The sequence below is a fragment of the Bisbaumannia pacifica genome (assembly GCF_007989625.1).
Taxonomy (GTDB): domain Bacteria; phylum Pseudomonadota; class Gammaproteobacteria; order Pseudomonadales; family Halomonadaceae; genus Bisbaumannia; species Bisbaumannia pacifica.
The window spans coordinates 17738-36676 of sequence record NZ_BJUK01000006.1; the positions used below are offsets into that span (position 1 = coordinate 17738).

The 18939-nt window shown below is 68.2% G+C and carries 19 protein-coding genes; 12 read left to right on the forward strand and 7 right to left on the reverse strand.

Features of this window, described 5'->3' with window-relative positions; translation table 11 throughout:
- Positions 1-12: 12 nt before the first annotated feature.
- From HPA02_RS03510 to HPA02_RS03530, 5 genes are all read left to right on the forward strand, one after another.
- The gene (locus tag HPA02_RS03510) at positions 13-810 is read left to right on the forward strand and encodes an aspartate dehydrogenase (protein ID WP_146801698.1); all 798 of its coding nucleotides are present in this window, start codon (positions 13-15) and stop codon (positions 808-810) included.
- Positions 811-827: 17 nt separating this feature from the next.
- Positions 828-2294 (forward strand): aldehyde dehydrogenase, encoded by a 1467-nt coding sequence (locus tag HPA02_RS03515; RefSeq protein WP_146801699.1) that lies wholly within the window; start codon positions 828-830, stop codon positions 2292-2294.
- A gap of 34 nt (positions 2295-2328) precedes the next feature.
- Positions 2329-3960: a thiamine pyrophosphate-binding protein gene (locus tag HPA02_RS03520; protein ID WP_146801700.1), complete on the forward strand. Its 1632-nt coding sequence runs from the start codon at positions 2329-2331 to the stop codon at positions 3958-3960.
- Between the two features lie 145 nt (positions 3961-4105).
- Positions 4106-5323: a DcaP family trimeric outer membrane transporter gene (locus HPA02_RS03525; protein ID WP_146801701.1), complete on the forward strand. Its 1218-nt coding sequence runs from the start codon at positions 4106-4108 to the stop codon at positions 5321-5323.
- A gap of 154 nt (positions 5324-5477) precedes the next feature.
- Positions 5478-6248, forward strand: coding sequence for a helix-turn-helix domain-containing protein (locus HPA02_RS03530; RefSeq protein ID WP_146801702.1), 771 nt, complete (start codon positions 5478-5480; stop codon positions 6246-6248).
- A gap of 221 nt (positions 6249-6469) precedes the next feature.
- On the opposite strand, the gene glnK is transcribed toward HPA02_RS03530, so the two are convergent.
- From glnK to HPA02_RS03545, 3 genes are all read right to left on the reverse strand, one after another.
- Positions 6470-6808, reverse strand: coding sequence for a P-II family nitrogen regulator (glnK, locus tag HPA02_RS03535; RefSeq protein WP_146801703.1), 339 nt, complete (start codon positions 6806-6808; stop codon positions 6470-6472).
- Between the two features lie 103 nt (positions 6809-6911).
- Positions 6912-8234, reverse strand: coding sequence for an ammonium transporter AmtB (locus HPA02_RS03540; RefSeq protein WP_146801704.1), 1323 nt, complete (start codon positions 8232-8234; stop codon positions 6912-6914).
- Positions 8235-8287: 53 nt separating this feature from the next.
- Positions 8288-8626 (reverse strand): P-II family nitrogen regulator, encoded by a 339-nt coding sequence (locus tag HPA02_RS03545; protein WP_146801705.1) that lies wholly within the window; start codon positions 8624-8626, stop codon positions 8288-8290.
- Between the two features lie 274 nt (positions 8627-8900).
- On the opposite strand from HPA02_RS03545, the gene HPA02_RS03550 reads away from it, so the two are divergent.
- Both HPA02_RS03550 and HPA02_RS03555 read left to right on the forward strand, forming a co-directional pair.
- On the forward strand, positions 8901-9239 hold the full coding sequence (locus tag HPA02_RS03550; protein ID WP_146801706.1) for an accessory factor UbiK family protein: 339 nt from the start codon (positions 8901-8903) through the stop codon (positions 9237-9239).
- Between the two features lie 60 nt (positions 9240-9299).
- Positions 9300-10808 carry a YifB family Mg chelatase-like AAA ATPase gene (locus HPA02_RS03555; protein WP_146801707.1) on the forward strand — a complete coding sequence of 503 codons (1509 nt, stop codon included), beginning with the start codon at positions 9300-9302 and terminating at the stop codon, positions 10806-10808.
- A 21-nt stretch (positions 10809-10829) separates the two neighbouring features.
- Here the strand turns inward: HPA02_RS03555 and HPA02_RS03560 are convergent, their stop codons facing one another.
- Together HPA02_RS03560 and HPA02_RS03565 are read right to left on the reverse strand one after the other, a co-directional pair.
- Positions 10830-11315 carry a hypothetical protein gene (locus tag HPA02_RS03560; RefSeq protein ID WP_146801708.1) on the reverse strand — a complete coding sequence of 162 codons (486 nt, stop codon included), beginning with the start codon at positions 11313-11315 and terminating at the stop codon, positions 10830-10832.
- Positions 11312-12268: an alpha/beta hydrolase gene (locus HPA02_RS03565; RefSeq protein ID WP_146801709.1), complete on the reverse strand. Its 957-nt coding sequence runs from the start codon at positions 12266-12268 to the stop codon at positions 11312-11314. The genes HPA02_RS03560 and HPA02_RS03565 overlap by 4 nt, the downstream gene beginning before the upstream one ends.
- Positions 12269-12484: 216 nt before the next feature.
- Between HPA02_RS03565 and HPA02_RS03570 the strand changes: the two genes are divergently transcribed.
- Both HPA02_RS03570 and HPA02_RS03575 read left to right on the forward strand, forming a co-directional pair.
- A complete protein-coding gene (locus HPA02_RS03570) occupies positions 12485-14665 on the forward strand; it encodes a malate synthase G (RefSeq protein WP_146801710.1) in 2181 nt (726 codons plus the stop codon).
- A 147-nt stretch (positions 14666-14812) separates the two neighbouring features.
- Positions 14813-15226 (forward strand): PaaI family thioesterase, encoded by a 414-nt coding sequence (locus HPA02_RS03575; RefSeq protein WP_146801711.1) that lies wholly within the window; start codon positions 14813-14815, stop codon positions 15224-15226.
- On the opposite strand, the gene HPA02_RS03580 is transcribed toward HPA02_RS03575, so the two are convergent.
- Positions 15223-15627 carry a DUF423 domain-containing protein gene (locus HPA02_RS03580; RefSeq protein ID WP_146801712.1) on the reverse strand — a complete coding sequence of 135 codons (405 nt, stop codon included), beginning with the start codon at positions 15625-15627 and terminating at the stop codon, positions 15223-15225. The two genes, HPA02_RS03575 and HPA02_RS03580, sit on opposite strands and share 4 nt — an antisense overlap.
- A gap of 99 nt (positions 15628-15726) precedes the next feature.
- Between HPA02_RS03580 and thiS the strand changes: the two genes are divergently transcribed.
- The 3 genes from thiS to trmB are packed head-to-tail and all read left to right on the forward strand — an operon-like array spanning position 15727 to position 17559.
- Positions 15727-15927 (forward strand): sulfur carrier protein ThiS, encoded by a 201-nt coding sequence (gene thiS / locus HPA02_RS03585; protein ID WP_146801713.1) that lies wholly within the window; start codon positions 15727-15729, stop codon positions 15925-15927.
- A 60-nt stretch (positions 15928-15987) separates the two neighbouring features.
- The gene (locus HPA02_RS03590; protein ID WP_146801714.1) at positions 15988-16785 is read left to right on the forward strand and encodes a thiazole synthase; all 798 of its coding nucleotides are present in this window, start codon (positions 15988-15990) and stop codon (positions 16783-16785) included.
- Positions 16786-16812: 27 nt separating this feature from the next.
- The gene (gene trmB, locus HPA02_RS03595; protein WP_146801715.1) at positions 16813-17559 is read left to right on the forward strand and encodes a tRNA (guanosine(46)-N7)-methyltransferase TrmB; all 747 of its coding nucleotides are present in this window, start codon (positions 16813-16815) and stop codon (positions 17557-17559) included.
- 431 nt (positions 17560-17990) lie between these two features.
- On the opposite strand, the gene HPA02_RS03600 is transcribed toward trmB, so the two are convergent.
- Positions 17991-18905, reverse strand: coding sequence for an AEC family transporter (locus tag HPA02_RS03600; protein ID WP_146801716.1), 915 nt, complete (start codon positions 18903-18905; stop codon positions 17991-17993).
- Between the last annotated feature and the right edge of the window lie 34 nt (positions 18906-18939).

Sequence of the window (18939 nt, forward strand, 5' to 3'; positions counted from 1 at the left end):
GACCCCCTCCCCATGACGACCAAGCGTTTGATGATTATCGGTTACGGGGCCATGGCCCGGGAAGTGCATCGCCTGCTGCCGGCCGGCCTGGAACTGGCCTGGGTGGTGGTGCCCGAGGCCCAGGTCGCCGCTACCCGCGAGCTGCTGGGCGATGGCGTCGAGGTACTGTGTCGCGTCGCCGACTGTCAGGCCCGCCCCGACCTGGTCGTCGAGTGCGCCGGCCAGCCGGGCCTGGCCGAGCATGGCGAGGCGGTGCTCTCCCGGGGCCTGACCCTGGCCATCGTCGCCACCGGCGCCCTGGCCGATGAGGGCCTCTATGGCCGCCTGCGCCAGGCCGCGGAGCGCGGCGACGGGCGCATGCTGGTGCTCTCCGGCGCCGTGGCCGGCATGGACGGCCTGGCCGCGGCCCGGGAGGGCGGCCTCGACAGCGTCACCTACGAGGCCTGCAAGGCCCCCAAGAGCTGGAAGGGCAGTCATGCCGAGCAGCTGGTGGACCTGGATGCCCTGACCGAGGCGACGGTCTTCTACGAGGGCACCGCCGGCGAGGCCGCGCGCCTCTTCCCGGCCAACGCCAACGTGGCGGCCACCATCGCCCTGGCCGGCATCGGCATGCAGGCCACCACCGTGCGCCTCACCGCCGACCCGGCGGCGACCCGCAATACCCATCGCATCCATGCCCAGGGACGCTTCGGCGAGTTCCGTATCGAGCTCAATGGCCGGCCCCTGGAGAGCAATCCCAAGACCTCGATGCTCGCCGCCCTGTCGGTGGTCCGCGCCTGTCGTCAGGCGCTGGACCCGGTGACGGTGTGAGCGAAAGGAGCACTCCCATGACGCAACCGATCTTTATCGCCGGCGAATGGCGCCAGGGCCGCGGCGACCCCATGGCCTCGGTCTTCCCCGCCGATGGCTCCGTGACCGCCCGGCTCCACGCCGCCAGCCTCGAGGACGTGGCCGAGGCCATCGAGGCCGCCGATGCCGCCTGGCGTCGCCCCGAGTGGCGCGACCTGGTGCCCCACCAGCGGGCCAGCATCCTCTACCGGGTGAGCCAGTTGATCGAGTCGCGTCTCGAGGAGCTGGCCGCCCTGCAGACCCGCGATAACGGCAAGCCCCTGGCCGAGACCCGCGCCCTGGTGGCCAGTGCCGCCGGCACCGCCCGCTATTTCGCCGCCGCCTGCGAGACCCTGGAGGGCGAGCTGCCCACCCCGCGCAGCGGCGACCTGATGACCCTGAGCACCTACGAGCCGCTGGGGGTGATCGCCGCCATCACCCCCTGGAACTCGCCCATCGCCAGCGAGATGCAGAAGATCGCCCCGGCGCTCGCCGCCGGCAACGCGGTGGTGGTCAAGCCCGCCGAGGCGACGCCGCTGCTGGCCCTCAAGCTCGCCGAGCTGTTCGAGGAGGCGGGCCTGCCCAAGGGGCTGCTCAGCGTGCTGCCGGGCCGCGGCCGGGTGATCGGCGAGGCCATCGTGCGCCACCCCAAGGTGCGCAAGATCTCCTTCACCGGCGGCACCAGCACCGGCCGTCACCTGGCGCATATCGCCGCCGACAAGCTGATCGGCACCTCCCTGGAGCTGGGCGGCAAGTCGCCGACCATCGTCTGCGAGGACGCCGACCTGGAAGAGGCCACCCAGGGCATCGCCTACGGCATCTTCAGTTCCGCCGGCCAGGCCTGCATCGCCGGCTCGCGCCTCTTTATCCCGCGTCGCCGCTACGACGAGGTGATGGGGCGCCTGCTGGAGATCACCCAGGGCCTGCGCATCGGTCACCCCGAGACTCCGGGCACCCACCTGGGGCCGCTGGTCAGCCCGGCTCATCGCGATAGCGTCGCCGCCTACGTCGACCAGGCCCGCGCCGAGGGCGGCCGGGTGTTGTGCGGCGGCCAGGCCCCGCAGGACCCCGAACTGGCCGACGGCAGCTACTACCTGCCGACCATTATCGAGGGGCTGCCCCACGACAGCGCCGTCTGCCAGGAGGAGATCTTCGGCCCGGTGCTGGTGGCCATGGCGTATGACGACGAGGAGGAGCTGGTGGGGCTGGCCAACGACAACGTCTTCGGCCTGGCCGCCGGCATCTGGACCGCCGACTACCGCCGCGCCCTGCGCCTGGCCGCGCGGCTGGAGGCGGGCACGGTGTGGATCAACACCTACAAGAAGTTCGCCATCTCGACCCCCTTCGGCGGCTTCAAGGAGAGCGGCCTGGGGCGCGAGAAGGGACGCCAGGGCATCCAGGCCTATATGCAGCAGAAGAGCCTCTACCTGGGCCTAGGCACCGCGCCCATGGGCTGGGCCAACTGATGCCGCGCCGGCAACCACAATAAAGGAAGTCACCATGAGCACTATCACCGTCGGCGAAGCGATCGCCCGTACCCTCGAAGCCTATGCGGTCTCCGCCGTCTATGGCGTGATCTCCATCCATAACCTGCCGATCGCCGACGCCATCGGCCGTCGCGACAAGGTCCGCTTTGTGCCGGCCCGTGGCGAGGCCGGGTCGGTGACCATGGCCGACGCCCATACCCGGGTGGGCGGCCTGGGCGTGGCCCTGACCAGCACCGGCGCCGGCGCCGGCAACGCCATCGGCGCCCTGCTCGAGGCCCTCAACGCCGGCACCCCCCTGCTGCATATCACCGGCCAGGTGGAGAAGGATTACCTGGATCGGGACGCCGGCTTTATCCACGAGACCAAGGATCAGCTGACCTTCCTCAAGGCCAGCTCCAAGGCCGCCTACCGGGTCTGCACCCCGGAGCAGGCGGTGCCCCTGCTGCACCGCGCCATCCGCGAGGCAATGACCCTGCCGCGGGGCCCGGTGAGCCTGGAGATCCCCATCGATATCCAGGCCGCCCCGGTCGAGTGGGTAGACACCGCGCCGGTGGTCCCGGCCACCCCGGCCCCGGTGAGCGATGCCGAGATCGACGCCCTGGCCGAGCGGCTCCAGGCGGCCAAGCGCCCGCTGCTGTGGATCGGCGGCGGCACCCTGGAGGCCGGGGACGCCGTGGAGCGCCTGGCGGATCTCGGTATCCCGGTGGTCTCCAGCACCCATGCCCGGGGCGTGCTGCCCGACAACCATCCGCGCAGCCTGCGCGCCTTCCATAACGCCGCCTCGGTGGAGGCGCTGTTCGCCGAGAGCGACCTGATGCTGGTGGCCGGCTCCCGGCTGCGCAGCAACGAGACCAAGACCTACTCCGTCGAGCTGCCGCGGCCCCTGGTGCAGATCGATATCGATCCCGCCGCCGCCCACCGCAACTACCGGGCCGACGCCTTCCTGTGCGGCGACTGCGGCGATGTGCTGACACGCCTGGCCGAGCGCCTCGAGGGCCGCGAGCCGGATGCCGCCTACGACGCCGCCGTGGCCAAGGCGGTGGCCGAGGCCGAGCAGGCCCTGCGCACCCAGGTGGGCGAGTACGCCAAGCTCAGCGACGCGGTACGCGCCGCCCTGCCCGAGGATGGCATCTTCGTGCGCGATATCACCGTCTCCGGTAGCACCTGGGGCAGCCGCCTGCTGCCCATCCAGCGGCCGCTGACCAATATCCACTCCCTGGCCGGCGCCATCGGCCTGGGCCTGGCCCACGGCATCGGCTGTGCCGTGGCCCAACCCGAGCGCAAGGTGGTCACCCTGGTCGGCGACGGCGGCCTGGCACTCGGCGTCGGTGAGCTGGCGACGATGGCCCAGGAGAACCTGGACATGGTGCTGGTGGTGATGAACGACGGCGGCTACGGGGTGATGCGTGGTATCCAGGAGAAGTATTTCGAAGGGCGCCAGTACTACAACGAGTTGCATACCCCAGACTTCCAGCAGTTGGCCGATGCCATGGGCATCAAGCGCTGGAAGGTTAGCCATGGCGACGACTTCGCCGCGGTGCTGGCCGAGGCGGTGGATTATGCGGGGCCGGCCCTGGTCGAGGTGGATATGCCCAGCGTCGGCGAACTGAAGTTCTCCGGCCCGCCCCAGAAGAAGCTCTATTGATGATTTAGCCAGGTTAGGCCACCGGAAGACTCACGCCGGTGGCTAGACACTCCCCGCGAGCTTGATGGAGGTAAAGCACCAATAACGACTCGCTTAACACCATAACAACAGCACGAATCCATTATCGTTAAAGGGATACACTCCAATGAAAACCAAACAGACCTTTGCATTGGCGGCGATGCTGCCGGTAGGCCTGGCTGCGGCCATTCATGCCCATGCCTATGATGTGGTACCCGCCGGCCAGCCGGTGGTCACCGGCGAGCCGAGCCGCGTCGGCGCCCCCTGGAACCATCGTTCCACCTTCAATATTCCCGGCACCAATACCGATGTAACCTTCGGTGGCTACATCAAGTTCGATGCCATCTATGACTTCGACTACGATCTGGGCAGTTCCACCGATCCGCTGGCGGCCGCCAGCGAGGGTAACGCTACCGATGGTCGCACGACCTTCACCGCCCAGGAATCTCGGCTGAACTTCCGCACCCAGACCCGCTTCGGCGACGAGATGCTGCGCACCTACTTCGAAGGGCACTTCCTGCCCGACGACAAGTTCAACCTGCGCCATGCCTACGGCGAGTACAATGGCTTCCTGGCCGGTCAGACCTGGACCAACTTCATGCACTTCCTGGGCACGCCGCGCATCCTCAAGCTGGGCGGTCCCATCGGCTATGCCACCGGGCGTCCCGAGCAGGTGCGCTACACCTATCAGGCGGGCCCCAACACCTTCGCCGTGGCGCTGGAGAACCCCGAGTCCTCGATCTCCGACCTGGGGCCGGGCGGTGCGGTCGACGAAGGGACCGAGCTGCCCGACCTGACCCTGCGCTACCAGTACGGCCGCAGCTTCGGCATTTCCGGCGTGGTGCGCCAGTTCTCCACCGACTCCGAGGTGAGCGGTCAGGACGAGAGCACCACCGGCTTCGGCATCGCCGCCCAGGGGGCCTTGCCGTTGGGCAGCAGCACCACCCTCAAGGGTAACCTGATGGCGGGTAGCGGCCTGGGCGGGTATCTGGACTACGTGCCGGCGTCCGGCGCCAAGTTCCGCGCACCGGATGCCTACCTGGATGCCGACGGGAATCTCGAGGCCGTCGACCTGCAGAGCGTTGGCATCTCCCTGGACCACCGCTGGAATGCCGACTGGTCCAGCTCCATCGGCACCTCCCGGGTCGAACAGGACCTGGCGGACGATGCCCCGGCCTTCCAGGGCATGGCCGACACCGTGCAGTTCTCCCACGTCAACCTGATCTGGGACGTCAACGACCGCCTGACCGTGGGGGCCGAGTACCAGTACATCGACCTGGAGAAGGTCAGCGGCGAGGAGGTGGACGCCAGCCGCGTGATGGCCAGCGCCCAGTTCCACTTCTAAGCCGGCCTTCGGGCCGACCCCGGGGATGGCGCACCGTTCGCCTTGGCACCGTCCCCGGCACGGAGTCGCTGTTTCGATTGGCGGTATCGAGCCGCCCGCATTGTGCCGATGGTTTCCATCGGCACTTTTTCGTTGTGGGCGATAAGGGGGCAGTATGAAGACGATTCGCGCCCTAAGGCGTGGGTTGGAAGTGATCGATTGCCTTGCCGCGAGCGCCGAGCCTCTGGGGCTCGCCGAACTGTATCGCGCCACCGGCATCGACAAGAGCACCCTGCTGCGGCTGCTGGCGACCCTGATCGAGCAGGGCTGGGCCTGCCGAGGGCTGGGGGATGGTCGCTATCGGCTGACCGCGACGCCGGTCACCCTGGGGCCGGCGAGCGCGGAGGTATCCTGGCTGAGCCTGGTGGGGCCTTATCTGGTCGAGCTCCACGATGGCCTGGGCTGGCCCTCGGACCTGGCGTTGGTCGATGAGGCAAGCCTGCGGATTATCGAGACCTCGCGGCCCCTAAGCCGACGGATCCGGCATCGTGAGGTGCTGGGCTTTCGTCCGGGCCCGCTGCGCTCGGCCCTGGGGCGGGCCTGGCTGGCGGGTAGCGAAGAGAGGCGCCGGCAGACCCTGCTGAGACGGCTCGCATCGGGGCCCGGCGAGGCGGCCTGGCTGGCCCGGGACAAGGACTATCTGGCCCGTCTAACCCAGGAGTTCGACGCGCTAGGTTATGCCCGCCGCGACCCCGCCGAGCGGTTGATGGTCTCCGCCGAGGAGCCCGGCTACGCGGCGATTGCCCTACCTATCCGCCGGGGCGGCGAGGTATGCGCTTGCCTGAGCGTGGTCTTCGTCCCCGGCGAGGCCGAGGAGGCCCAACTGGCCCAGGGGCTGCGCCACGTCATCACCGCCCTCGAGACCCCGGCTACGCCAGGAGTTTGAGTCTGTGAGAAAACCGCCCCATGGCCTAGCCATGGGGCGGTTTCTATTAGCTTGCTAAGAATAGTCGCGCGACCCGGGTTGCGGGATCAGACCGCGTCTTTATCCGTCTCGCCGGTACGAATCCGGCGGTGCGGCGTTCCGCTCACCTGCTCCAGGGCGGAGACGAAGACCTTGCCGTCGCCGATCTTGCTGAATGTATTAGCGCGACTCGGGTAGCGGGATCAGACCGCGTCTTTATCCGTCTCGCCGGTACGAATCCGGATCACCTGCTCCAGGGCGGAGACGAAGATCTTGCCGTCGCCGATTTTCCCGGTATTGGCCACCTGAGTAATCGCATCGATCACCTGCTCGGCCATGGCGTCGTCCACGGCCACTTCCAGCTTTACCTTGGGCAGGAAGTCGACCACGTACTCGGCGCCCCGATAGAGCTCGGTGTGGCCCTTCTGCCGACCGAAGCCCTTGACCTCGGTGACGGTAATGCCCTGTACGCCGATCTCGGAAAGTGCCTCGCGAACGTCGTCGAGCTTGAACGGCTTGATGATGGCGGTCACCAGCTTCATGGTCTGTCTCCTCGCATCTAAGGGTCGGTCGGCGGTTGCCGGTCTTGGCACAAGCATACACCAAGAAAAAAGGCCCCCGAAGGGGCCAGGGGAGCACGCCAGCTCACTCGGTTCGCGTCGACAGACGCGCTGATTGGCTCAGGCCGTCGTTCTGGGGGCGGCCGCTGCCACCGCCACGCACCTTGGCGACGGTGAATTCGGGGTAGGCCTCCAGGCCGCACTCGGCCAGGTCGACGCCCTCATACTCTTCTTCCTCGCTGACCCGCAGGCCCATCGCCGCCTTGATGATCAGCCACACGGCCAGGCTGGCCAGGAAGACCCAGACGAAGATGCCGATGATGCCGAGGACCTGGGCGCCGAAGGTGGCGTCACCATTGGTCAGCGGCACCGCCAGCAGGCCCCAGATGCCCACCACGCCGTGCACGGAGATGGCGCCCACCGGGTCGTCGATCTTCAGCTTGTCCAGGCCGACGATGGCGGCCACCACGATGGCGCCACCCAGGCCGCCGATCAGGGTCGCGCCCAGGGCGGAGGGCGCCAGGGGCTCGGCGGTGATGGCCACCAGACCGGCCAGAGCGCCGTTCAGGGCCATGGTCAGGTCGGCCTTGCGGAACCACAGCTTGGCGATGATCAGGGCGGCGATCACCCCGCCGGCGGCGGCGGCGTTGGTGTTGACCAGAACCTGGGCCACGTTGTTAGCGGAATCCACGTCGGAGACCTTCAGCTCGGAACCGCCGTTGAAGCCGAACCAGCCCATCCACAGGATAAAGGTGCCCAGGGTGGCCAGGGGCATGTTGGCGCCAGGAATGGCGTAGATGCTGCCATCCTTGCCGTACTTACCCTTGCGCGGACCAAGGATCAGCACGCCGGCCAGCGCCGCGGCGGCGCCCGCCATGTGCACGATGCCGGAGCCGGCGAAGTCGGAGAAGCCGGCGGCGGAGAGCCAGCCACCGCCCCAGGTCCAGTAGCCGGAGACCGGATAGATGACGCCGGTCATCACCACGGCGAAGGCCAGGAAGGCCCACAGCTTCATGCGCTCGGCCACGGCCCCGGAGACGATGGACATGGCGGTGGCCACGAACACCACCTGGAAGAAGTAGTCGGCACGCATCGAGTAGTAGGGGGCGTCATCGCCACCGGCCAGCACCGCGTCCGCGCTGTTTTCGCCGCCCAGCAGGAAGCCCAGGCTGGGCAGCACGCCGCCCTCGCTGCTGGAGTACATCAAGTAGTAGCCCACCAGCAGGTACATGGTGCAGGCGATGGCGAACAACGCGATGTTCTTGGTCAGGATCTCGGCGGTGTTCTTGGAGCGCACCAGGCCCGCCTCGAGCATGGAGAAGCCGGCGGCCATCCACATCACCAGGACGCCGCAGATCAGGAAATAGAAGGTGTCGAGCGCGTAACTCAGCTCTACTAGATCGGTCATGGTCGTAACTCCTGAGCCAGTCGGGCTGGCTGGAAGGGGAAAGAGGGGCGAACTCAGACGGCGTCGGCGCTACGCTCACCGGTACGAATACGGATCACGTCCTCCAGGCTGGTGACGAACAGCTTGCCGTCACCGATCTTGCCGCTGTTGGCGGCGCCGCGGATGGCGTCCAGCACCGTCTCGACGCGGGCATCGTCGACGGCCACCTCGACCTTGACCTTGGGCAGGAAGTCGACGACATATTCGGCGCCGCGGTACAGCTCGGTATGGCCCTTCTGGCGGCCGAAGCCCTTGACCTCGGTGACGGTGATGCCCTGAACGCCGTTGTCGGCCAGGGCCTCGCGGACGTCGTCGAGCTTGAAGGGCTTGATGATGGCGGTGATGAGTTTCATCCCGGTCTCCCTACAGCGAAGTTGTCATTGGCGTGCAGCAGGCGACTGCCTGCCTTAGCTATTGCGTAAAGCATGCCAACTGGAGATTTTTTCCTTATAAAGCAGTCGTCTGTCTGGCTCTTGTGGCGCCGGGGGGACGATAATGGCGCGGCGGGATGCACCAGGCTGGTGCTCGCCGTCCGGGGTGGTGCATCCCCGCGGCGCATGCGTGATGGCCGCGGCTTGCGTATCCTGTAGGGCAGTTCATGGCGTTTTTTTCAGGAGTCGATCGGCGATGATCAACAACGAGCGAATCGGGCGGCTCGCCCAACAACTGGGTGAGCGCCTGCAGGGGGCCTCCCAGGCCCCGGAGGAGCTGCAACGCAGCGTGCAGCAGGTGGTCAAGGGCGCCTTCGATCGCCTGGAGCTGGTCTCCCGGGAAGATTTCGACATCCTGATGGAGGTGCTGCAGCGTACCCGCTCCCGGGTCGAGGCCCTGGAGGGCCAGGTGGCCGAGCTGGAGCGCCTACTCCAGGCGCGGCTGGAGGCGGAGGCGCGGGACGCGTCACCCTCGCCGGCGGCGGAAGATGCCGGCGGTGGCGAGGCTCAGGACGAGACGTCGCCCCGGGCCTGAGTGTCGTCCTGGCGTCCCTGAGCTAGGGTTAAGGAATCCTCGACTACTCAGGGACGAGTCATGACGCTGGCCATCGTTACCACCCGTGCCGCCCTGGGGCTGGAGGCCCCAGAGGTGCGGGTGGAGGTGCATCTGGCCAATGGCCTGCCCGGCATTACCCTGGTGGGATTGCCGGAGACCGCCGTTCGCGAGAGCCGCGAGCGGGTGCGTAGCGCCCTGCTCAATGCCAACTTCGAGTTTCCCACCACCCGCCGCATTACCCTCAACCTGGCCCCCGCCGATCTCCCCAAGGAGGGCGGACGCTTCGACCTGCCCATCGCCCTGGGCATTCTCGCCGCCTCCGGCCAGCTGCCCGCCGACGCCCTGGCCGACCTGGAGAGCCTGGGAGAACTGGCCCTGGATGGTCGCCTCTGTCCGGTCGGAGGGGTGCTGCCGGCGGCCCTGGCGGCCAAGCGCGCCGGGCGGCGGCTGATCCTGCCCCGGGAAAATGCCGCCGAGGCGGCCCTGGTGCAGGGCCTGGAAGTGCTGCCGGCAGCGCATCTGCTGGAAGTGGCGGCGCACCTCTGGGGGCGCGAACCGCTGACGCCCCAACCCCTCAGCCAGCCCGAGCCGGCGTGCCTCGAGGTCGCCGACCTGGCCGAGGTGCGTGGCCAGCCCCAGGCCCGTCGCGCCCTGGAGGTGGCCGCCGCCGGTGGCCACAACCTGCTCTTCGTGGGGCCGCCGGGCAGCGGCAAGACCCTGCTGGCCAGCCGCCTGCCGGGCATCCTGCCGCCCCTGGACGAGGATGAGGCCCTGGCGCTGGCGGCGATCCGCTCGGTGGCGGGGGAAGCGCCGCTCGAGGGGTGGGGCATTCGTCCCTTTCGTGCGCCCCACCATACCGCCAGCGCCGCGGCCCTGGTGGGCGGCGGCTCCTCGCCGCGCCCCGGCGAGGTTTCCCTGGCGCACCATGGCGTGCTCTTCCTCGACGAACTGCCGGAGTTCAACCGCAGTGTGCTGGAGGTGCTGCGTCAGCCCCTGGAGTCGGGGCGGGTGGACCTGGCCCGGGCCCGGGTGACCCGCCGTTACCCGAGTCGCTTCCAGTTGGTGGCGGCCATGAACCCCTGTCCATGCGGCTTCCTGGGCGATGCCCGCCGCGACTGCCACTGCACGACGGGGCAGGTGCAGCGCTACCAGTCACGCCTCTCGGGGCCCCTGCTCGACCGTATCGATCTGCAGGTCGAGGTGCCGGCCCTGCCCGCCGAGCAGCTGACGGCGGCGACGACGGCGGAAGCCTCGGCGCGGGTGCGGGAGCGGGTAGTGGCGGCGCGGGGGCGTCAGCGGGAGCGGGGCGGCCTCAATGCCGCCCTTCCCGTAGCGGCCCTGGAGACGGCCTGTGCGCTGAGCACGGCGGATCGCGCCTGGCTGGCCCAGAGCCTGGAGCGGCTACACCTCTCGGCCCGGGCCTATCATCGGGTGCTGCGGGTGGCCCTGACCCTGGCGGACCTGGAGGGGCTCGGGCGTCCCGGCCGCGATCAGTTGCTGGAGGCCATCGGCTATCGGCAGCTGGAGCGTCTATTGGGTCGCCGATAAGGCGTGACGCGCCGGTAATGACTAAAGGGCATCGGCATCGAAGGCGCCGCTGAGGGTTCGCTCCCAGCGTGGCCGGGCGTCACCCGGCCGCCGCAGGCCAAGCTCCAGCCGGTAGGGGAGCAGGGCGCGGTCCGAGAGCCGCAGCTCGGGGCCGTCGGCCGCCAGGCGCGCATCCAGCAGCCACTGGCCGGCGGGAGTCGCCGCCTGGCCGGTCTGCGGCTGCCAGTCGATCACCTGGGGGCCATCCGGGTAGGCCAGCAGGGCCCGGGTCAGGCTCTCGGCGAAGCGCTCGGCGCCGATGGGCAGGGCGCTATCCACCTCGGTGCTGGACAGCAGCAAGACGATCTCTCGGGCCTCGAGCTCCCAGGCCGGCTCCTCCATCAGTAGCCGGCTGGCGTCCTCGCCGAGCCCCAGCAGCGCCTGACGCAGCTGGGTGGGGCGATCCGGCGGGCTGGCGCAGGCCGTCAGCAAGGTGAGCGTCAGCAGCAGTATCGCCAGGCGTCTCATTGGGGGGGCTCGCGACGGGCCAGGAAGCCGTCCAGTTCATCGAATAGCGCCTCGCGGATCGGCAGCGTCTCGTTGACCAGATGATGGCGCGCCTCCGGATGGCGATGAATCTCGGCGTCGGGGAACTTGCGAGCCAGGATATCCAGGTTCCACTGCCAGTCTACCGTCAGGTCCTGTTCGCCTTGCAGGATCAACACCGGCAGCTGTGCCGGCGGCAGCGCCAGCAGGCGCGGGATCCAGCGTCGCATGGCGCTGATCCAGTTGACCGAGAGGCGATCCGGCTGGAGGGGGTCCTGGTCGCGGAGGAAGGCGGTGAAGTCCGCATCATTGGAGTTGGCCCGGTACTTGCGCGGCAAGCTGCGGATAAAGGGGCTGGCCACCAGGTGCAGCCAGCTGGACTGGTTCCAGCCCCAGGGGCGTACCAGGGGCGCCAGCAGGACCAGACCGGCCCACTGGCTCTCGGCCTGACGGTCGAGGGCGTCGGTGGCGAGGACGGCGGCGCCGGTGCTCTGGCCGATCCCCACCCAGGGGCGCGGGGCCAGGCCTTCCAGGCTGAGGCGCCGCTGCAGGGCGGCCAGGCAGCGTCCGTAGTCGTCGAAGTCATCGATGCAGGCGCGGCGCCCGGTGGAGAGGCCGTGGCCCGGCAGGTCCCAGAGTACCACCCGCCAGCCACCGTTCAGCAGGCGTTCCAGCAGGTGGCGATAGAGCCCCAGATGATCGAAATAGCCATGTACCACGAAGGCGGTGCCGCGAGGGTGGGGAGGGCTCCACACCTGGGTCCAGAGACGGAAGGGATCGGCCTCGGTATAGCCCACATGCAGCCCGATGCGATCCTTGAGCAGCGGCATCAGGCGGTAGTGGACGAGATAGTCTTCCAGGTGCGGCATGGCCTGTGGTGCCTGGCCGGCAGGCATGATGGGGCCCAGGGTGGTGAGGGGCGTGAAATCGGTCATGATGGCCTCCCGTCAGGCACCAATCCTAGCGTCATGAGTCCTCCCAGGCCATATTGCCGGCAGGGGGAATTCATCATTTGGTCGAGGCGGGCAGACCAGACGCCCAAAATCGGGTAGCATATGGAAGGTATTTCCACAAATATATGCCGGTTTCGTATTAGAGATAACGACAAGCAGTCGGCGGTGCCGGCCGGCTGCAGCGCATCAGGAGGCCCCATGACCGACCGAGTCACTCGCCACCGTCTCCAGGTGGCCAGCGAGCTGGACCATTTCATCAATGAACAGGCCCTGCCGGGGTCAGGTATCGATGCCGAGGCCTTCTGGGCCGGCGTCGATGCACTCTTTCATGATTTGACCCCAAAGAACAGGGAATTGCTCGCCGAGCGCGAGCGTCTGCAGCGCGAGCTGGATAGCTGGCATCGCGATAACCCGGGCCCGGTGCAGGATATGCCGGCCTATCGCCGCTTCCTCGAGGAGATCGGCTACCTGGCCGAGGTCCCGGCCAAGGTCGCGGTCAGCACCAGCAAGGTGGATGCCGAGCTGGCCTCCCAGGCCGGCCCCCAGTTGGTGGTGCCGGTCAGCAATGCCCGTTATGCCCTCAACGCCGCCAATGCGCGCTGGGGCAGCCTCTATGATGCGCTCTATGGCACCGACGCCATCAGCGAAGCCGACGGCGCCGAGAAGGGCAAGGCCTTCAACCCCAAGCGCGGGGCCAAGGTGATCGCTTACGCCCGCGGCGTGCTGGATATCGCCGCGCCGCTGGCCACCGGCTCTCACCGCGAGGCGGTCAAGTATGTGATCCGTGATGGCCACCTGGTGGTGACCCTGGAAGGCGGTCGCGAAACCGGCCTCAAGGATGCCGGCAAGCTGGTGGGCTATCGTGGCGAGGCGGCCTCCCCCGAGGCGGTGCTGCTCGGTAACCATGGCCTGCACCTGGAGATCCAGTTTGATGCCGAGCACTTCATCGGCAAGGACGATCCGGCGCATATCAAGGACCTGCTGATGGAGGCGGCCCTCTCCGCCATCATGGACTGCGAGGACTCCGTGGCCGCGGTGGATGCCGAGGACAAGGTCGGGGTCTATCGCAACTGGCTGGGCCTGATGAAGGGTGACCTGGAAGAGCGTTTCGAAAAGGGTGGCAAGACGGTAGTGCGTCGCCTCAATCCGGATCGCCGCTACACCACCCCGGATGGCGGCAGCCTGAGCCTGCCGGGGCGTTCCCTGCTCTTCGTGCGCAACGTGGGTCACCTGATGACCACCCCGGCGGTGCTGGATGCCGAGGGCAACGAGGTGCCCGAGGGCATCCTCGACTGCGTGGTGACCAGCCTGATCGCCCTGCGCGACCTGCACAAGGGCGCCGACGAGCCGCGCAACTCCCGCGAGGGCTCCGTCTATATCGTCAAGCCGAAGATGCACGGTCCCCGGGAAGTGGCCTTCGCCAACGAGCTGTTCGGTCGCGTCGAAGACCTGCTGGACATGCCCCGCGATACCCTGAAGATGGGCATCATGGACGAGGAGCGCCGCACCTCCACCAACCTCAAGGCGTGCATCCATGCCGCCGCCTCCCGGGTGGTGTTTATCAACACCGGCTTCCTCGATCGCACCGGCGACGAGATGCATACCGTGATGCAGGCGGGGCCCATGGTGCGCAAGGGCGACATGAAGCATGCCGCCTGGATCCAGGCCTATGAGCGCAACAACGTACAGATCGGCCTGGCCTGTGGCCTGCGCGGTCGCGCCCAGATCGGCAAGGGCATGTGGGCCATGCCGGACCTGATGGCCGCCATGCTGGAGCAGAAGGTGGCCCAGCCCAAGGCCGGAGCCAACACCGCCTGGGTACCGTCGCCCACCGCCGCGACCCTGCATGTGCTGCATTACCATCAGGTCGATGTCCAGGCGGTGCAGCGCGAGCTGGAGGCCCAGGGCGAGCCCGACTACCTGGGCGATCTGCTGAGCGTGCCGGTGGCACAGGACCCGAACTGGTCCGATGACGAGATCCAGCAGGAACTCGACAACAACTGCCAGGGCATCCTCGGCTATGTGGTGCGCTGGGTCGAGCACGGCGTCGGCTGCTCCAAGGTGCCGGACATCCATGACGTGGGCCTGATGGAGGACCGCGCGACCCTGCGGATCTCCAGCCAGCACGTGGCCAACTGGCTGCACCATGGCGTGGTCAGCGCCGAGCGGGTCCAGCAGACCCTGGAGCGCATGGCCAAGGTGGTGGACGAGCAGAACGCCGGCGACCCCGCCTATGTGCCGATGAGTCGCGACTTCGCCGCCTCCACCGCCTTCCAGGCGGCCAGCGAGCTGGTCTTCAAGGGCCTCGAGCAGCCTTCCGGCTACACCGAGCCGCTGCTGCACCATTGGCGGGCGGTCCACAAGGCGCGCGCCAACTAAGCCCCATCGGCCATCCCGCTAGTGCAACGCCCCGGCGGCCTTTCGGCACCGGGGCGTTGGTGGTTTCGGGCTGGGCCCGGAGGCGGCCTTGCGCTATCTTGTGGCGCAACGCTTGCCACCGTTTCGCCAGCCGCAGGGAGCGCCGCCATGACCGTGATGACTGCCGCCGCCATCGAGGAATTCCTCGACGAGGTCTTTCCCCAGCGCCAGGGCACCATCGAGGGCGTCGACGAGATGCGCGCCACCATGAGCCTGGCCATCGAGGACGAGCACCTCAGGCCCGGCTCTTGCGTCTCCGGGCCGACCCTGATGGGGCTGGCGGATGTCTGCCTCTATGTGGCCATCCTCGCCCAGGTGGGGCCGGAGCCCATGGCGGTGACCACCGACCTCAACTGCCACTTCCTGCGCCGCGCCCGGGGCGACCGCGACCTGATCGCCAACGCCCGCATCGTCAAGCTGGGGCGGCGCCTGGCGGTGGGCGAGGTGCAGCTCTTCTCCGCCGGGGAGGAGGCACCGGTGGCCCTGGTGACCGCCACCTATGCGCTGCCGGATGGCGACTAGCGCCGCTCTCGGTCGCGCCCCATGCCGGGCCCGGCGCGCAGCACGCAGGCCCCCAGGGCCAGCCAGCCGCCGATCATCGCCAGGCCACCCAGGGGGGTGATCAGGCCCAGGCGGCCCAGGCCGCTCAGCGCCAGGGCATAGAGGGAGCCGGAGAAGAGCGCGATGCCCAGGGCCCAGAGGCCCAGCACCAGGCGCTGGCCGGCCATCGGCGTGGCGGCCCGCCAGGCCAGCACGCCGAGCATCGCCAGGGTGTGCCAGGCCTGATAGCGGACCCCGGTCTCGAAGGCCGCCAGCAGGCGCGGCGCCAGGTGCCCCTCCAGGGCATGGGCGCCGAAGGCGCCGGCGGCGACCAGCAGGGTCCCCGAGGCGGCCACCAGCAGCCACCAGTTGCGATCACGCATCGCTTGTCTCCCAACCATTCATGGCAGGCGCTACCGTACCCCGAGCGGGGCGAACAGGCTACAATATGGCCCCTGCCATCCTGCTATCGAGAGGACGCCATGCAGATCCAGCTCAATGGAGAATCCAAGCCGCTCGATGGCGAGGTGACGATCCAGCAACTGCTCGAGTCCCTGGGGCTCGCCGGGCGGCGTATCGCCGTCGAGGTCAACGAAGAGATCGTCCCCCGCAGCATTCACGCCGAGACTCGCCTCGCCGAGGGCGATCGAGTCGAGATCGTGCACGCCATCGGCGGCGGCTAAGTCCGCGGCGTCCGTATTCGACGCCCTGAGATCCCGCGGCCAATCGAGGAAGCCAAACAGATGACTCAAACACTCAGCGACCAGCCCTTCGTGGTGGCCGGCCGCCCCTTTAGCTCCCGCCTGCTGGTGGGGACCGGCAAGTACCAGGATTTCGACGAGACCGCGGCGGCCATCGACGCCAGCGGCGCCGAGATCGTCACCTTCGCCGTGCGGCGCACCAACCTGGGGCAGGATGCCTCGGCGCCGAACCTGCTCGACGTGATCTCGCCGCAGCGCTATACCCTGCTGCCCAATACCGCCGGCTGCTACACCGCCAAGGACGCGGTGCGTACCTGCAAGCTGGCCCGGGAGCTGCTCGACGGCCATAACCTGGTCAAGCTCGAGGTGCTGGGCGACGACACCACCCTCTACCCCAATGTGGTGGAGACCCTGAAGGCCGCCGAGGCGCTGCTGGCCGATGGCTTCGACGTGATGGTCTATACCAGCGACGATCCCATCGTGGCCAAGGAGCTAGAGCGCTTGGGCTGCTGTGCCATCATGCCCCTGGGCTCGCTGATCGGCTCCGGTCACGGCCTGCAGAACCCGCACAATACCCGCCTGATCGTGGAGCAGGCCGAGGTGCCGGTGCTGGTAGACGCGGGCATCGGTACCGCCTCCGACGCCGCCATGGCCATGGAGCTGGGCTGCGATGCGGTGCTGATGAACACCGCCATCGCCCATGCCCGCCAGCCGGTGCTGATGGCCCAGGCCATGAAGCAGGCGGTGGAAGCCGGGCGCCAGGCCTATCTGGCCGGGCGCATGCCGCGCCGCCAGAGCGCCGATCCCTCCTCGCCCTTTGCCGGCCGTATCAACGGCTGAGCCCGACCCAGGAATCGAACGAGGCGTATGAACGACGAACGTACCCCCGAGCCGGGCGCCGAGGCCGCCGGCGAGGCCAGTCAGGACACGCTCTACAAGCGTGGAATCAAGAGCTATGTGCTGCGTGCCGGTCGCATGACCGGCGCCCAGACCCGCGGCCTGGAAGAGGTCTGGCCGCGGCTGGGACTGACCCTGGACGGCGGGCGCCTGGACCTGGATGCCCTCTTCGGGCGGCGGGCCCGGCGGGTGGTGGAGATCGGCTTCGGCATGGGCGCCTCCCTGATCGAGCAGGCCGAGACCCACCCGGATACCGACTTTATCGGCATCGAGGTGCATGCCCCCGGCGTCGGCAAGCTGCTCGACGAGGCCGACAAGCGGGGCCTGACCAACCTGCGGGTATTCCGCGAGGATGCGGTGCGGGTGTTGGACGAGTGTTTCCCGGCGGACAGCATCGACACCCTGCAGCTGTTCTTCCCCGATCCCTGGCCGAAGAAGAAGCACCACAAGCGGCGCATCGTGCAGCCCGCCTTCGTGGAGCTGATTCGCCGCCGTCTCAAGGTGGGTGGCACCCTGCACATGGCCACCGACTGGGAGAACTATGCCGAGCATATGGCCGAGGTGATGGCGGCGGCGCCGGGTTACCGCAATACCGCCACCGCGGAGACCGCGCCCTATGTGCCGCGCCCCGAGTTCCGGCCGCTGACCAAGTTCGAGGCCCGCGGCGAGCGCCTGGGGCATGGCGTCTGGGACCTGATCTTCGCGCGTAGCGAGTAAGTGAAGGCGATGGGGTCGGGGCGGCCCCTTCGTCTGCCAGGCGGCGCCAAAAAAAGCGGCGACTCCGAGGGAGTCGCCGACAAGGACCGTGACTAGCTTGATGAGGAGAAACCATGGCAGGGGGCCTGACACCCGCTGCGATGGGTATGGCGTCTGGCCGACGCCATGTAGACAAGGTAATCATTCGCATTTCTCGCGTCAACAGAAAACGAGAATCTTTTTCGTTTGCCCTCGTCCCCTCCCAGGCATAAAAAAGCGGCGACTCCGAGGAGTCGCCGACAAGGACCGTGACTAGCTTGATGAGGAGAAACCATGGCAGGGAACCTGACATTCTCTGCGATGGGTATGGCGTCTGGCCGACGCCATGAAGACAAGATAATCATTCGCATTTGATGAGTCAACAGCAAATGCGACTATTTTTCATTTGTAGCCTATCGAGCCACCAGACTCAGCCATAGCGGTAGGCTCAGCATCGCCAGCAGCGTCTGCCCGGTGATCAGCGCCGCCATCAGTTCGGCGTCGCCCCCCAGCTGGCGCGCCAGAATATAGGCCGAGGTGGCGGTGGGCAGGGCGGCGAAGAGCAGGGCCACGTCGCGACTCACGCTATCCAGCCCCAGTGCCCAGGTCAGGCCTAGCACCAGGGCCGGCATCAGCAGCAACTTGATGCCATGGGTCGCCCAGACGGCGCGATCACGGCGCAGCAGTGCCTGGGGGCGCAGCGCCACGCCCACCGCCACCAGGCCCAGGGGCAGGGCGGTGCGGCCCAGCAGCTCCAGGGTGGGAGCGCTCCAGCCGGGCAGGCCCAGGCCCGAGAGATTCAGGGCGATACCCCCCAGGCAGGCGAGGATCAGCGGGTTACTGACCAGGGCGCGCAGGCTGCGACCCAGGCTGCCGGGGCCCAGGGTGCCGACGCCGATAAAGCAGAGCACGCAGAGCAGGTTGACGGTCGGCACCATCAGGGCCACGGCCACCGCCGCCGTGGTAGCGCCGAGGCCGCCATGCAGCGCCGCGGCGCCGGCCACGCCCACGTAGGTGTTGAAACGCAGGCTGCCCTGGAACAGCGACGTAAAGGTGGGCGCCTCCGGCGTGAGGCGAGGGCGCCACCACCACAGCAGGATGGCGAACAGCAGCATGCCGCCCAGCAGCGCCAGGGCCAGCCGGGCCACCGGGACCCGGGCGATCTCCGCCTCGGCCAGGGTACCCACCAGCATGGCCGGAAACAGCAGGTAATAGATCAGCCGCTCCAGGCGAGGCCAGAAATCGCCGCCGGGCAGCTCCAGGCGTCCCAGCAGGGCCCCCAGCAGGATCAGCAGAAAGAGCGGGCCCAGGGCGTCGAGAATCTGCATGGTGCGACAAGGCTCCAGGTCACGGTCGTTGGCG